Annotated in this window: 11 protein-coding genes and 1 pseudogene; 7 read left to right on the top strand and 5 right to left on the bottom strand. The window is 50.4% G+C overall.

Annotated features, from left to right (window positions below; genetic code table 11):
- Positions 1 to 11 precede the first annotated feature (11 nt).
- Entirely contained in the window at positions 12 to 2,084 is a 2,073-nt protein-coding gene (gene glgX, locus AC6I8A_RS20405) for a glycogen debranching protein GlgX (RefSeq protein ID WP_256698862.1), read from the top strand.
- A gap of 218 nt (positions 2,085 to 2,302) precedes the next feature.
- Positions 2,303 to 3,946: a methyl-accepting chemotaxis protein gene (locus AC6I8A_RS20400; protein WP_265302853.1), complete on the top strand. Its 1,644-nt coding sequence runs from the start codon at positions 2,303 to 2,305 to the stop codon at positions 3,944 to 3,946.
- 82 nt (positions 3,947 to 4,028) lie between these two features.
- Here AC6I8A_RS20400 and AC6I8A_RS20395 read toward each other — a convergent pair whose 3' ends face one another.
- On the bottom strand, positions 4,029 to 4,511 hold the full coding sequence (locus AC6I8A_RS20395; RefSeq protein ID WP_256698865.1) for a cold-shock protein: 483 nt from the start codon (positions 4,509 to 4,511) through the stop codon (positions 4,029 to 4,031).
- A 189-nt stretch (positions 4,512 to 4,700) separates the two neighbouring features.
- On the opposite strand from AC6I8A_RS20395, the gene AC6I8A_RS20390 reads away from it, so the two are divergent.
- Positions 4,701 to 5,384, top strand: a complete 684-nt coding sequence (locus AC6I8A_RS20390) for an RluA family pseudouridine synthase (RefSeq protein ID WP_479485746.1) — start codon at positions 4,701 to 4,703, stop codon at positions 5,382 to 5,384.
- Positions 5,385 to 5,404: 20 nt separating this feature from the next.
- On the opposite strand, the gene AC6I8A_RS20385 is transcribed toward AC6I8A_RS20390, so the two are convergent.
- Positions 5,405 to 5,944 carry a DUF2058 domain-containing protein gene (locus AC6I8A_RS20385; RefSeq protein ID WP_154156752.1) on the bottom strand — a complete coding sequence of 180 codons (540 nt, stop codon included), beginning with the start codon at positions 5,942 to 5,944 and terminating at the stop codon, positions 5,405 to 5,407.
- A 305-nt stretch (positions 5,945 to 6,249) separates the two neighbouring features.
- On the opposite strand from AC6I8A_RS20385, the gene AC6I8A_RS20380 reads away from it, so the two are divergent.
- Positions 6,250 to 7,233: a DUF1852 domain-containing protein gene (locus AC6I8A_RS20380; RefSeq protein WP_256698867.1), complete on the top strand. Its 984-nt coding sequence runs from the start codon at positions 6,250 to 6,252 to the stop codon at positions 7,231 to 7,233.
- Positions 7,234 to 7,262: 29 nt separating this feature from the next.
- Positions 7,263 to 8,294, top strand: a complete 1,032-nt coding sequence (locus AC6I8A_RS20375; protein ID WP_256698868.1) for a methionine synthase — start codon at positions 7,263 to 7,265, stop codon at positions 8,292 to 8,294.
- Between the two features lie 71 nt (positions 8,295 to 8,365).
- Here the strand turns inward: AC6I8A_RS20375 and AC6I8A_RS20370 are convergent, their stop codons facing one another.
- Positions 8,366 to 9,832, bottom strand: a complete 1,467-nt coding sequence (locus AC6I8A_RS20370) for a glucosyltransferase domain-containing protein (protein ID WP_497819045.1) — start codon at positions 9,830 to 9,832, stop codon at positions 8,366 to 8,368.
- A gap of 209 nt (positions 9,833 to 10,041) precedes the next feature.
- Between AC6I8A_RS20370 and yajD the strand changes: the two genes are divergently transcribed.
- Positions 10,042 to 10,389: an HNH nuclease YajD gene (yajD, locus tag AC6I8A_RS20365; protein ID WP_034460453.1), complete on the top strand. Its 348-nt coding sequence runs from the start codon at positions 10,042 to 10,044 to the stop codon at positions 10,387 to 10,389.
- Between the two features lie 62 nt (positions 10,390 to 10,451).
- Here yajD and fliD read toward each other — a convergent pair.
- Positions 10,452 to 11,863: pseudogene (fliD, locus tag AC6I8A_RS20360) on the bottom strand (flagellar filament capping protein FliD).
- 303 nt (positions 11,864 to 12,166) lie between these two features.
- Here fliD and licT point away from each other — a divergent pair.
- Positions 12,167 to 13,030 carry a BglG family transcription antiterminator LicT gene (licT, locus tag AC6I8A_RS20355; RefSeq protein WP_497819044.1) on the top strand — a complete coding sequence of 288 codons (864 nt, stop codon included), beginning with the start codon at positions 12,167 to 12,169 and terminating at the stop codon, positions 13,028 to 13,030.
- Between the two features lie 39 nt (positions 13,031 to 13,069).
- Here the strand turns inward: licT and AC6I8A_RS20350 are convergent, their stop codons facing one another.
- The gene (locus AC6I8A_RS20350) at positions 13,070 to 14,464 is read right to left on the bottom strand and encodes a glycoside hydrolase family 1 protein (protein WP_293794135.1); all 1,395 of its coding nucleotides are present in this window, start codon (positions 14,462 to 14,464) and stop codon (positions 13,070 to 13,072) included.
- Between the last annotated feature and the right edge of the window lie 6 nt (positions 14,465 to 14,470).

The following is a 14,470-nucleotide window of genomic DNA, read 5'->3' as shown; positions in this document are numbered from 1 at the left end:
GAGAATTATTGATGACAAGTAAGCATCTGGAAATTACAGCAGGTTCGGGACAAGTGCTTGGCGCTAACTATGATGGCCAGGGCGTGAACTTTGCCCTGTTTTCAGCCTGCGCTGAGCGAGTTGAGCTGTGTTTGTACGATGAAAGCGGCGAAAACGAAATCGCCCGCTTCGATTTGCCGGAATATACCCATGAAGTGTGGCACGGCTATATTCCCGGTTTGCAGCCCGGCGCGCTTTATGGCTATCGCGTGCATGGCCCGTACGAGCCGGAAAATGGCCATCGCTTTAACCCCAACAAATTGTTGCTCGACCCTTACGCGCGCGAACTGGCGGGCGAATTGCAGTGGGACGAGTCGCACTTTGCTTACGACCTGCTGCATGAAGACAAAGACCTCAGTTTTGATACCCGCGACAGCGCGCCGTTTACGCCGAAATGCGTCGTCATCGATCCTAACGAATTCGATTGGCAGGATGCCAATCGCCCCAATATTCCATGGTCGAAAACGGTGATTTATGAAGCCCATGTAAAAGGCTTCAGCCAGCTTAATCCAGCGGTGCCTGAAGAGATGCGCGGCACTTACGATGGGATGAGCAATCAGGCCTCGATCGATTACATCAAAAGCCTCGGCGTGACTACCGTGGAACTGCTGCCAGTGCACGGTTTCCCGGACGATCAGCATCTGCTGGATCGCGGTCTGAAAAACTTCTGGGGCTACAACACGCTGGCGTTCTTCGCGCCGGCCACGCGCTACTTTGGTCCGCGCGGCATTCAGGGCTTCCGCGATATGGTGCGTGCCTTCCACGATGCCGGCATCGAAGTGATTCTTGATGTGGTCTATAACCACACTGCCGAGGGTAATGAACTCGGTCCAACCTTGTCGTTTAAAGGCATCGATAACTACTCCTATTACCGCACGCTGCCGGATCAGCATCGCTACTACATCAACGATACCGGTACCGGCAACACGGTGAATACCTCGCATCCGCGCGTGCTGCAGATGATTTTGGATTCGCTGCGTTATTGGGCCGAATCGATGCACGTCGACGGCTTCCGCTTCGATCTCGGCACCGTGCTGGGTCGTGAACCGGAAGGCTTTGACGAACGTAGTGGCTTCTTTGACGCCATCATGCAGGATCCGGTGTTGTCCAAACTGAAGTTGATTGGTGAGCCATGGGATATCGGGCCTGGCGGCTATCAGGTTGGTGGTTTCCCGCCAGGCTGGGCGGAGTGGAACGACAAGTATCGCGATACGGTGCGTGAATATTGGAAAGGTGACATGGTCACAAATGATTTCGCCGCGCGCCTGCTCGGTTCCGGCGATCTCTACGATCAGCGCGGTCGCCGTCCGTGGTCCAGCATCAACTTCCTTACCGCGCATGATGGCTTCACGCTGAACGATTTAGTGTCGTACAACGAGAAACACAACGAAGCCAACGGCGAAGATAACAACGACGGCCACAACGAGAACCGTTCGTACAACTACGGCGCGGAAGGCCCGACGGACGATGAAGGCATCAATGCGGTGCGCGAGCGGCAGAAACGCAATTTCCTCGCCACGCTGCTGTTCTCGCACGGCACGCCGATGCTGCTGGCAGGCGATGAGTTTGGTCGCAGTCAGCTTGGCAACAACAACGGCTACTGTCAGGACAGCGAGATTTCCTGGCTGCACTGGGAAAACCTGCCGCCTTCCGCTGATGCGCTGCGCGACTTTACACGGCATATTTTGGCGTTAAGAGCCAAACAGCCGCTGCTGCGGCGTGAAAGCTGGCGCGATGGGATGGAAATCAAATGGTTTAACGCCGGTGGCGGTTTCCAGCAGGCCGATCAATGGGATGATGGCACCACGCTTGGGGTGTATCTCGGTCGCCCGGATTTAGAGACGGAGGAAGGGATTTGGCATGACGTGTTGATGCTGTTTAATCCGTACGAAGGCAACGTGCCGTTCCGTATTCCCCAGTTTGGTGAAGGCGGCTGGGTACTGGAGCTTTCGACGTCGGACAGCGTTGAGAAGGGTTTGGTGATTACCAAGGAGAAGGATTTCGAGCTGGAAGGCCGCAGCCTGGCGCTGTTCCGCAGGCCATAGCCGGGTTGCCATTGATGGCGTAATGCACATCGGGTAAACGTTAAACGGTCGCCATGAATGGCGACCCTACAACTGTTTGGCGAGGTTTTCGTAGGGTGCGCATTCATGCGCACCGGATAAATTAAATTAACTAAATTCCTTAATCTGCCGATGGTTATTAACTTGCCCTCTTCCCTGAGCTGCCAAAGCCGGGATGCTTTAAGATTAAGGATAATGAAATGAACATCTCCCAACGTCTGTTTGCCACATTCTCCATCCTGTTTGGTGCCATCATCCTACAAGCTGTCCTCGCCATTTCTCTGCTTTCAGGTTTTCAGGATCGTTTTGAATATGTACAGGCCAATGCCATTCCCTCGATCAAGGATCTTGGCAAATTGATTGATGGCAGTAACCAACTGGCGCTGACGCTGTACAAACACAAAAGCCAGACCGACGACAGTAAAATGCCGGTGATTGAGAATGAGATCCAGAAACAGCTGGCGGATTTGAAATCACAAACCGATTACTACATGGCAAACGATATCTCCAATGATGAAGATAAGCGCTTAACGGAAGTTGCTTACGCCAATATTGAGCATGTCATTGCCGCGCTTCCGCCCTTCTTAGCGGCATCACGCGCCCATCAGAATGACATCAGTATGGATCTGATCAACGGACAAACCGGCATCGGTGCCGCCATCCGACAGCTGATCAGTGATTATCAAAAACAGCTGCAGCTGAATATCGCCATCGGTGATGAACTGCGCGCCACCAACCGAAGTACCTTCCATTCGGTGCTCTGGACCACCATTGCTGGCGTTATCGCCACTGTACTAATTTTTGGTGTGCTGTCGCTGTTCACTGTACTGCGTATTCGTCGCAGCTTGTCTGCGGCGGGTAAAGTGATGATGACCGCCAGCGAGAACCTCGATTTAACCTTGAAGGCGGATGAAAGTCGTCGTGATGAAGTGGGCAATATGGCGCACTCGTTTAACGTCTTGATGGATCGCGTATCAGTTGCCCTTTCGTCCGTACGGCAGGCGTCACAATCGGTGAGCAGCGCATCGGTACAGATCACCGCGGGCAACGAAGATCTTTCGTCACGCACCGAACAGCAGGCGGCATCATTGGAACAAACTGCTGCCAGCATGACCGAACTGAGCGAAACCGTACGCCAGACTGCCGATAACACCCGCCAGGCGAGTCAGCTTGCTGCTAACGCCAGCGGCTTGTCGGAGAAGAGCAGCACATCACTGACCACTATGCTTTCAACCATGGATAACATTCGTGGTAGCTCGCGCAAAGTGACCGAAATCGTCTCGATCATTGAAGGCATTGCTTTCCAGACCAATATCCTGGCGCTCAATGCGGCTGTTGAAGCCGCACGTGCCGGTGAGCATGGCAAAGGATTCGCCGTGGTCGCCGGTGAAGTTCGCAGCTTATCGCAGCGTTCCACCACCGCCGCGCGTGAAATTAAGACGCTGATTGAAGAGTCTCATCGTTTGACCGAAGCCGGTGCCGCGCAGGCCAGCGACGTGGGCCGCAATATGAGCGTAATGAATGATGCCATTCATCAGGTGAGCCAGCTGATGGAAGAGATTGCCGCTGCCGCCGTTGAGCAGAGCCAGGGCATTGTACAGGTGCAGCAAGCGGTGAATCAGATGGACGATGTCACGCAGCAGAACGCCGCGCTGGTGGAAGAAGCTTCTGCCGCTTCGCAGTCGCTGCAGGAGCAGGCCGGGAATCTGAATCAGCTGGTGGGTAAATTCCATGTTGCGGGTGTGGGCGAGGTTCATCAAAAGCAGGCTGTGATGCGTACGGCTTCATTCGTTAAACCCTCGCGCGTTGCGGTGGTGAATGATGCGGATTGGCAGAGTTTTTAAGAAGTTTTAGCCGGTGCGCATGAATGCGCACCCTACAAAAACGTAGGGTCGCCATTCATGGCGACCTCTTGACTAACTGGCATTACACCTTCAGCATTTTCACCGTGGCATCTATATCGATTTCATCTGCCGTGAAAATCAAGGTTGTGCCCTGAAAAGTGGTAATCGCCAGTTTTTTCAGTGAGCGCACTTCATCCGGCTTAATATCTGTTTTCGGCTTGATGCTATTCATCAAAATACCCACTGACAGCACGGTATTCTCTTTATCAATACGCGTCTCAACCGGCACTTCTTCGCTGTAAACCACGTAAGACTTGATCGACGTAAGCTTAAGGCGCTCACCGGCAATATAGATATATTTGCTTTCGGGTAAGACTTTCACCGCATAGGCTGACAAACCCTTGTTATTGGTTGTCGGCTCGAATGTCACCGCGGCATCTTTCTTGATCAGCTCAGGGTTAGCGACCTTAATCACATGGAAATAGCGGTTATCGCCATTTTCATCTTTGATAAATCCAAAACCTTTATCCTGAAACCAGGTTGTGATCGTTCCGTTCATCGCCATTGCCGCCTACCTAATCGTTATCTACTCAGTTTTTTCAGCGCGCAGTGTAAAGCACATTGCCTGCGCAGACCACGTCTTTGCTGTAAGTCTGGACGATAATTTTTGGCCAGGCGAATGCTTATCCACCAGATTCGCCAGCTAGTTGAAAATTCGTTATTATCCGCCTCCATTCACAACCCGGGCGTTTTGATGTCTACCATTATCGATCACTTTATTGCCCCGCCTTGCGATGACGAAATTGAGATTCTCTATCAGGATGAGCATCTGCTGCTGATCAATAAACCTGCTGGCCTGCTCAGCCTGTCGGGGAAAAATCCGCTCAATCTCGATTCGGTGCATCATCGACTGGTAAAGCTGTTCCCCGGCTGCACGCTGGTGCATCGGCTGGATTTCGGTACTTCGGGGTTAATGGTGATTGCCCGCAACAAGGCGATGAATGCCGCATTGTGCCAGCAGTTCAGCCAGCGCAGCGTAACCAAGATTTATCACGCGCTGTTGTGTGGGCATCTGGCTGAGAATGAAGGTGTGATCGACGCGCCAATTGCTAAAGATGCGGCGCTGTTTCCGCTAATGACGATTTGCGCAGTCAATGGCAAACCTGCTCATTCACGCTATCGTGTCATTGAGCATACGCATGACGGGATGCTGCCATTAACGCGGGTAGAACTCACACCTGAAACGGGACGCACCCATCAACTGCGCATTCACTGCCAGCAGTTGGGCCATCCGATTTTGGGTTGCGATCTGTATGGCGGGCGCTTGCTGCCAGGTAGCGAACAAACGCCGCGTTTGATGTTACACGCCAGCGAGTTGAATTTTATTCATCCGGTAAGCGGTGAGTCGGTAAACGTCCGGAATATATGCCCGTTCTGACTGCATAACCGGCGTTGTGATTACCACATCAAATCATCTGGCACTTTGAAATCAGCGTACGGATCGTCTTCATCCTGCTCTTCCTGACTCAGCGCACTGTTCAATACGATACTGCTCGCATCTCGCTGGGCAATTTTATCCGCAACGCTGGCGGGAATGATCGCGTATTGACTCTCACCATTGCTATCCACGCTCAGTCGCGCGATGGCAAGGCGGCCATTAATCAGTTGGGTCTGGGTCAGCTTATCCACGTCGATTTTTTTGATCAGATTATTGTCGGTGAAATTAAAACCAATATTGCCTTTCGAAATATCGATTTTATTCATTTCGATCAACTGCTTAACCTGCGCTTTATACTCTTTAGCCAAAGTCGCCTGTTTTTGCTGCTCGCTCAGCTGCTTATCACGCTCCAGCTGCGCTTTTTTGTTCTCTTCCACCGCCTCTCTGGCCTCACGAGCCTGAACGCGTGATTTTTTAGCGGTTCGTTGGACCTTGTCCATTTTTTTGCTGCTGACTAAGCCTGCTTTCAGCATTTGCTCTTGTAAGGTGAGTTTTGCCATTTTCGTGTCTGACCCGTTAAAAAATTTGGGGAGAGTATACCTGCAATGATGAAGTCTGTGCCACACCGCACGGGCTGACTGCTGTGCGCACGATCTTCATCATTCCTCTCATCATGAAATTCCTTCATGTTCGATGAAATTAAATCACTTTTTTTCAACCAGCGACTCAGGCATAAAAGTACCATCGTTAATAACTTAAAATAATATGAAGCCTGCTGATTGAGAGTACCCGAAAAGAACAAGGGGAAAGCGTAAAATCCAGCCACAGCAAGGCTTTATATTAATAATCAGGACAGCAGACTAAAATGAACAACGCCTTTACTTTTACGGTTAAGAGCCTTCGTTTCGACGAAAATTACAATCCTTCGAGCAATACACGCATCACCACCAACTTTGCGAATCTGGCGCGCGGTGAGAAGCGTCAGGAGAATCTGCGCAACGCGCTGGTGATGATTGATAACCGCTTTAATTCTCTGGCGCATTGGGACAACCCAAAAAGTGATCGTTATGCGGTTGAGCTGGAGATTATTACGGCTGAGCTGAATCTCGGTGCTGAAGGCAATGGCAATACCTTCCCAGTCATTGAAATTTTGAAAACGAATATCGTTGATAAAAAAACCAATGAGCGCATCGAAGGGATTGTGGGCAATAACTTCTCTTCCTACGTACGTGATTATGACTTCAGCGTCGTGTTGTCAGAGCATAACAAGAGCCACACTGAATTCCGTACACCTGATAACTTTGGCGATCTGCATGGCAATATTTTCAAGAATTTCGTTAACTCAGATGCCTACAAAGCTAACTTCAATAAAGCACCGGTTATCTGCCTGAGCGTTTCAAGTAAAAATACCTATTACCGCACCGGCAATGTACATCCGGTATTGGGCATTGAATATCAGCAGGATGAGCTCTCACTGACTGATGAATATTTCGGAAAAATGGGTCTGCGGGCGCGTTATTTCATGCCGGCAAACAGTGCTGCGCCATTGGCTTTCTATTTCCATGGCGATTTACTCCGTGATTACACCAATCTTGAGCTGATCGGCACCATCAGCACCATGGAGACGTTCCAAAAGATTTACCGTCCTGAGATTTATAATGCTAACTCGGCCGCCGGTAATCAGTATCAGCCAAGCTTAAATCATCAGGATTATTCTTTAACGCGAATTGTTTATGATCGAGAAGAACGTAGCCATTTGGCAGTTGAACAAGGGAAGTTCACGGAGGAGCGCTTCATTAAGCCTTACCAAACTATTCTTGAGCAATGGTTTGCTACTCCCGTTCTTTGATCACCCATAAAAATATAAGGTCACCTGCTATGAAAAAATTATTACCGACTTCCACTGCTGGTAGTTTGCCGAAACCATCATGGTTGGCTCAGCCCGAAACATTGTGGTCGCCGTGGAAATTACAAGATCAGGAATTAACCGACGGTAAGCAAGATGCGCTGCGTTTGTGTCTGGAAGATCAACAGCAAGCAGGCATTGATATCGTCAGTGATGGCGAGCAAACGCGTCAGCACTTTGTTACCACCTTTATTGAACACCTTAACGGCGTGGATTTTGAGAAGCGCGAGATCGTAAAAATCCGCGATCGTTATGATGCCAGTGTTCCGACCGTGGTTGGCCCGGTAAGCCGTCAAAAATCCGTGTTTGTTGAAGATGCTAAGTTTTTGCGTCAGCAAACTGATCGTCCCATTAAATGGGCGCTGCCGGGTCCAATGACCATGATCGACACGCTTTATGATAACCACTATAAAAGCCGTGAAAAACTGGCATGGGAATTCGCTAAAATTCTCAATGAAGAAGCCAAAGAGTTAGAAGCGGTGGGCGTCGATATTATTCAGTTTGATGAGCCTGCATTTAACGTCTTCTTTGACGAAGTGAATGATTGGGGTATTGCTACCCTGGAAAGAGCCATCGAAGGGCTGAAATGCGAAACCGCTGTGCATATTTGCTACGGTTATGGCATCAAAGCCAATACCGACTGGAAAAAGACGCTGGGCACCGAATGGCGTCAATATGAAGAGATCTTCCCTAAACTGCAAAAGTCGAATATCGATATCATCTCATTGGAATGTCAAAACTCACATGTGCCGATGGAATTAATGGAACTGATTCGCGGTAAAAAAGTGATGGTTGGCGCCATTGATGTGGCGAGCAATACCATTGAAACGCCGGAAGAAGTTGCCGCGACGCTGCGTAAAGCGCTGCAGTTTGTCGACGCCGATAAGCTTTATCCTTGCACCAACTGCGGCATGATTCCTTTGCCGCGCGGCGTGGCAAGAGGCAAACTGGATGCGTTAAGCGCCGGTGCGGAGATCGTACGTAAAGAGCTGATGAATAAATAACGCCGCCAAATAGCACCATATATAAAACTCGGTCCGGGATATGACAATCATTCCCGGACCGAGCAGCTGAATCAGTGATTAACCTGCCCGCCCGACTTTCTGAAATCAATTACCATCGTTTGCCCCTCCTGAAAAGCGTCAAAATCCGGTCCTTGCGAAAGATACTGGCGTGGTTTAATCACTCTCATCTCTTCCGTTGCTTTCAACGCTTTCAACCTCAAGCCAGCGTTTTTAATCAAAGCCAGCCAAATCCACCCCTCAGACTCACCCAGCATTTTCATCCGAATATGATCGATGATGGGGAAGTTACGAATATTGGTTTGTACTTCCGGAGCATCATTCAGCTGACCAACAAACGCGAGGGAATCAATCGATTGTGCGCCAGGAATCGACAGCGTGATTTTAATCTGATTCATTACATCCATTTGGTAACGTTGGTCGTTCACCACCGTGTTGAAACTTATCAACATCACCACCAGATGATAAAACAGCAAGATGACACTGAATCCCGCCAGCCAGTTTCTTATAGCAGGTAAAGCGTGCACGGATACGTAGAAACAGAACAGGAAGGTAATACTGCTGGCGCCCAACATGCGTGGTGCAAATAAGGGAGTGGCTAATGCCAAAGAAAGACCGGGAATCGCCATAATGACAATTAATCCCGCACTTAGCATCAAGATGGCTGCGCTTACCGTGAATTTACGCTGCTGTTTTAAATTGAGTGCCATCACAATTAGGCCTGACAGCAGCATCAGCAAAGGCAGCAATAAAAATATCATCATGCCCCGCGGATAAGCGCTAATAAAGAGGCGACTGAAGGTTTTAATCGTCTCAATGATGACTGGCAAAGACTCTGAATTGGGTAATAATAGCTTGCTGTGTTTCATGCTGTACCAGTCGATCTTTACCGGCAGCAGATAATTCATCGCCAGTTTATAGACCACAATGGCAATGCCCAGCGCCACTATTTTCCCAGCCAGCCACGCCCATGTAGATTGATCATTATTTAACCGAGAAATAACCAGTAACGCTACGCAAGCAATATAGACATTAAGTCCTGGCTGATAGAGCGTCTGAATCAGCAGTAATATTAGCGCCGTGTACATAACCGCCTGAAACGGCTTGGATCGGTTCACCAGGCTTGCCAGCATGGCGCCAGCGAATGACAAAAGAATGGTGAAACTGTCAAAGGTATACAGCATTCCCTGCGCCAGAAAGGGATTAAGCACGATAAAAATTGGCGGTACAAATGACCAGCAGCCAATCAGAGGAATTTTAAGCTTTTCAGTGAAGAGCACAGCCGCAACACTCAGCGCCAGCAATCCGAGCAGTAAATTAAGCGGAGAAACATCGCTGAGCGTATTACCAAAAGAGATCAAAGCCTGTAATAACCAGGTGCCCGGTCTTCCATTGCTCAGCCATGTCGATCTATCCCCATCCAGGATCCGGTAAAGGTCATCCCGATAATAAATTTTGTGGGTCCAGACAGGAATCGTCGCGAGCATTCCCATCATCATGGTCAACGCGATACGCTGCATCCGGCTTGCCGACGGAGGATCATTTACGGGCATCATTTTATTAGCGAATTTCCATCGATCGGGGCGGGCGGACTTTTATTTCCGCGTAGATACAAGCAAGTGTAGGCGGTTTTTTAGAAGGGATGCTCAGGGATGATAAACATCATTGGCAGGCAAGGGCTGTGCGGATAACATGGCACTTTATCTCTTTCTCACAGGCAACGTCGGCAATGGCTCTGATCCCTAAAAACTACACGCGGCTGGAAAGCGGCTATCGTGAAAAAGCATTAAAAATCTATCCGTGGGTATGCGGCCGCTGCTCGCGCGAATTTGTCTATTCCAATCTGCGCGAATTAACCGTTCATCACATCGATCACGATCACACCAATAATCCGGAAGATGGCAGTAACTGGGAGTTGTTGTGCCTGTATTGTCACGACCATGAACATTCGAAATACACCGAAGCGGATCAGTACGGTACAACGGTTGTGGCAGGAGAAGATGCGCAAAAAGATGTGGGTGAAGCCACCTATAATCCTTTTGCCGATTTGAAGTCGATGTTGAATAAGAAAAAGTAAGGTTTTTGTTTGAAATAGAGGTCGCCATAAATGGCGACCCTACGATGGCGACAGATCATTCCTTACTTATTAGTCTTAGTGCTATTACTGAACTGCTCGGTGAGATAGTTGCTGGTGTTATTCAGCACGCTAACCATTTTATCCAGATTGGTGAACTGCTTTTTATAGCGCGCAATAGTGTCATCGATACGTTTACTGGCGGTATTGTACTGATCGGTCAATGTATTCAGCTTCTTGCTGATGGTATCCGTTGCGCCCTGCAATACGCCTTTGCTGCTGAGGAACGTGGTGAAAGTGTTGTTCAGTACGGTCGAAACGCCGGTTTTCTTGCTATCGCCAACAAACATGTCGCGAATCGCTTCTGGCTTCACCTGCAAACTGGTGGTCAGTTTGGTCGCATCCAACTTAAGTTGCCCATTGGTGGGATCAGTGGTAATGCCCGCCTGCGATAACGTTTTGTAAACGCTGGAACCGGAAGTGTTCGCCAGAATGCTCTTCATCTGCACCTGAATGTTGCGCAGCGTGCCGTCGCCAATCAGCGCCCCATTCTTCCCGTCCGGATCTTTACCCGCATCCACCGGCGTGTATTTGGTCAAACTCGCCATCGTATCCTGCAGCGAGTTATAGGCATTTACCCAATCAGTAATGGCGGTTTTCGCCTTGTTGGTATCGCTGCTCACCGTCAGCGTCTGATTACCGCTGGTTTCATCGTTAAGCTTCAGCGTGATGCCTTCCACCGCGTCGGTGATCACGTTGCTGCTGCTCTCAATCGCCACATTATTAACAGTCAGCTTGGCGTTCTGCGCCTCGACGCTCTGCGTCATGCCGCTGCTGCTAGCATTTGTCGCATCAAAGCCGATAAAGTCGTGCAAGGTATCATCGCCGGTCACGCTCAGCGATTTCACTGCATTGCCGGTGCCAGATGCAGAGGAAGTCAGTGAAAGCGGTATTCAGTGGCCGAGACCTTAATCAGGCTAGCGGTGACGCCAACGTCGGACTTGTTGATGGTGTCACGAATGGCAGAAAGCGAGGTCTGATCTTTGGTCAGCGTGATGCTCTTCTCTTTACCTTCGGTGGTGACAAATTTCAGGGTTCGGGAATCAGCATCGCTACCAATCGCCACTTTGATATCGGTTTTGGCATCGCTGGTTAGCGTTTGCGATTGCGCCAGTTTCTGCACGCTTATGGTGTATTTGCCCGCCAACGCATTGCCGTTGGAATCGGCGCTAAACGCTGTTGAACTGGATGCTGTGGTCGTCGAGGTATACAGGGCGGCATCGTTTAATTTGTTGTTAGCCGTCTGGAAAGTCTGAATCGCGGTTTTGAGCGTACCGTAGGCGGACAACTTGGCGGTCGCCGCCGATTGTTGTTTGGAAATCGGTGCCAGCGATTGCTTTTCTGCCGCAGTCAGTTTGTCGAGGATGGTGCTTAAACCCAGTCCTGAACCGACGCCTAATGTTGAAATCCCAGTCATGAACGCAACTCCTGTTAATTTAACGTTACGGTACTATCGGCAGCCTTAACGCAAACTTTATAAAAATCTGATCATTTCCTTATGTTATCCTTACAAATATAAAAAGCCGCGTCGTTAGCGCCCGATCGCCTGTGATTAATCGCGCTGGAAATATGATGCATTTCACATTTAACTGTCGCTGTGCTTGTCGGATAAGCACAGCCGATTATGATCTTGCGAGATTGTTACTGCGTTCAGCGCAGGCAAAACCTGACACGCCGTCCTCCCGGTGGGTCAGGTTTTTTATTTTCAGGGCAGATAAAAATGAAAATCGCGAAAATCCTCAACAACAATGTCGCGGTAGTGCTGGGCGACAACGGCAAAGAACAGGTTGTGATGGGACGCGGGTTGGCGTTTCAGAAGCGCGTCGGCGACGAACTGGATGCGCAGCAGATCGAAAAAGTGTTTGCGCTGCAAAGTGATACCTTGACAGGCCGGCTCAGCGAATTGCTGTCGGATATTCCGCTTGAGGTGATCACCACCAGCGAACTGATCATTGCCAATGCGCGTCAGCAGCTGGGTCAGCCGCTGCATGAAAGTCTCTCTATCGCGCTGTGCGATCACTGCCATTTTGCGATTGAGCGCCACCAGCAAGGCATCCCGATTCGTAACGTATTGAAGTGGGAAATCAAAACGCTCTATCCGAAAGAGTTTTCCCTCGGTATCGAAGCGCTGGCGCTGATTCACAAACGGCTTGGCGTGGAGTTACCCGAAGATGAGGCCGGATTTATCGCCCTGCATCTGGTGAATGCGCAGCTCGGCAGCGATTTCGCCGATGTATCGCACATCACGCAATTTATGCAAGAGATCCTGCATATCGTGAAGTATCGCCTTCAGCTGGATTACCGCACCAGGAGCTTGAGTTACAACCGCTTCGTCAACCACCTGAAGTTCTTTGCACAGCGCATGTTGGGCAAACGCGGCGTGTGGAGCGAGGATGAATCGCTGCATGATGTGGTGCGCGACAAATATCCGCTCGCCTATCGATGTGCAGAGAAGATCGATAAGCATATTCAGCAGAAATATCTGTATGAGCTCTCCAGCGAGGAGCGCATGTTCCTCACCATTCACATTGAGCGGGTACGCAAAGAGACGCTGGCGTTACAGGATGATGCGGACGAGGCGTAAACCAGGTGCGCATGATTGCGCACCCTTCAATCAACCCACTCACTTCAACGCTTCGCCATGGCTGCGAATCACGTCCTGATACCAGAAGAAGCTTTTCTTGCGTGAACGCGCCAGCGTACCGTTGCCCGCATCATCGCGATCCACGTAGATAAAGCCGTAACGTTTGGAGAACTCGGCTTTTGATGCGCTGACCAAATCGATCGGTCCCCAGCAGGTATAACCCAATACCTCCACGCCATCTTCAATCGCTTCACGCACCTGCACCAGATGATCGTTGAGATACTGAATACGGTAATCGTCGTTAATTTGCCCATCCGCTTCCACCACATCTTTGGCCCCAAGCCCATTTTCCACAATAAACAGCGGCTTCTGATAGCGGTCATACAGGATGTTAAGCAGAATGCGCAGCCCTTCAGGATCGATCTGCCAGCCCCAATCGGAGCTCGGCAGATGCGGGTTCGGCACCATCGAAAGAATGTTGCCGCGCGCTTTCTGGTTCTCTTCTTCATTGGTGGTGACGCAACCGGTCATGTAGTAGCTGAAGGAGATGTAATCGACAGTGTTTTGCAGGTCGCGCTTATCTTCTTCGGTCATTGCGATGCTGATGCCGCGATCGGCAAAGAAGCGTTTCATATAGGCCGGATACGCGCCGCGCACCTGCACATCGCCAAAGAAGAGCCATTCGCGGTTCTGCTGCAAGGTTTCCAACACGTCTGCCGGACGGCAGCTCAGCGGATAGAGCAGCGCGCCGAGCAGCATGTTGCCGATTTTGCCGTCCTGAACGATTTCGTGGCAGGCTTTCACCGCGCGACCGCTCGCCACCAGCTGATGATGAATCGCCTGATAGATCGCCTGCTGATCGCTCTCTTCCGCCAGACCCACGCCGGTAAACGGCGCGTGCAGCGACATGTTGATTTCATTAAAAGTCAGCCACAGTTTCACCTTGTGCTGGAAGCGGGTGAACACCGCGCGCGCATAGCGTTCAAAGCAATCGATGGTGATGCGATTGCCCCAGCCGCCGTACTTTTTGATCAAGCCATACGGCATTTCATAATGCGACAGCGTCACCAGCGGCGTGATGTTGTATTTGGCCATCTCATCGAACAGGCGATCGTAATAGGCTAATCCCGCTTCGTTAGGTTCCGCTTCATCACCCTGCGGGAAGATGCGCGTCCAGGCAATTGAGGTACGCAGCACGGTAAAGCCCATTTCGGCGAACAGTTTGATGTCCTCCGGGAAGCGGTTATAGAAATCGATGGCGGTATCTTTGATGCCAAAATCATCACCGCTGCGCTCGACGCGCGCACCGAAAATGCCTTTGGGTTGCAGGTCGGAGGTCGATAAACCTTTGCCGCCCTCCTGATACGCGCCTTCAACCTGGTTCGCGGCCACGGCGCCGCCCCATAAAAATCCGTCTGGGAAACGTTTAGTCATCTGTTT

Source organism: Pantoea sp. X-Soil-ISGK-275 (genome assembly GCF_059730795.1).
The sequence above is the reverse complement of the archived record's forward strand: the minus strand, read 5'-3'. Positions and strand labels throughout refer to the sequence as shown.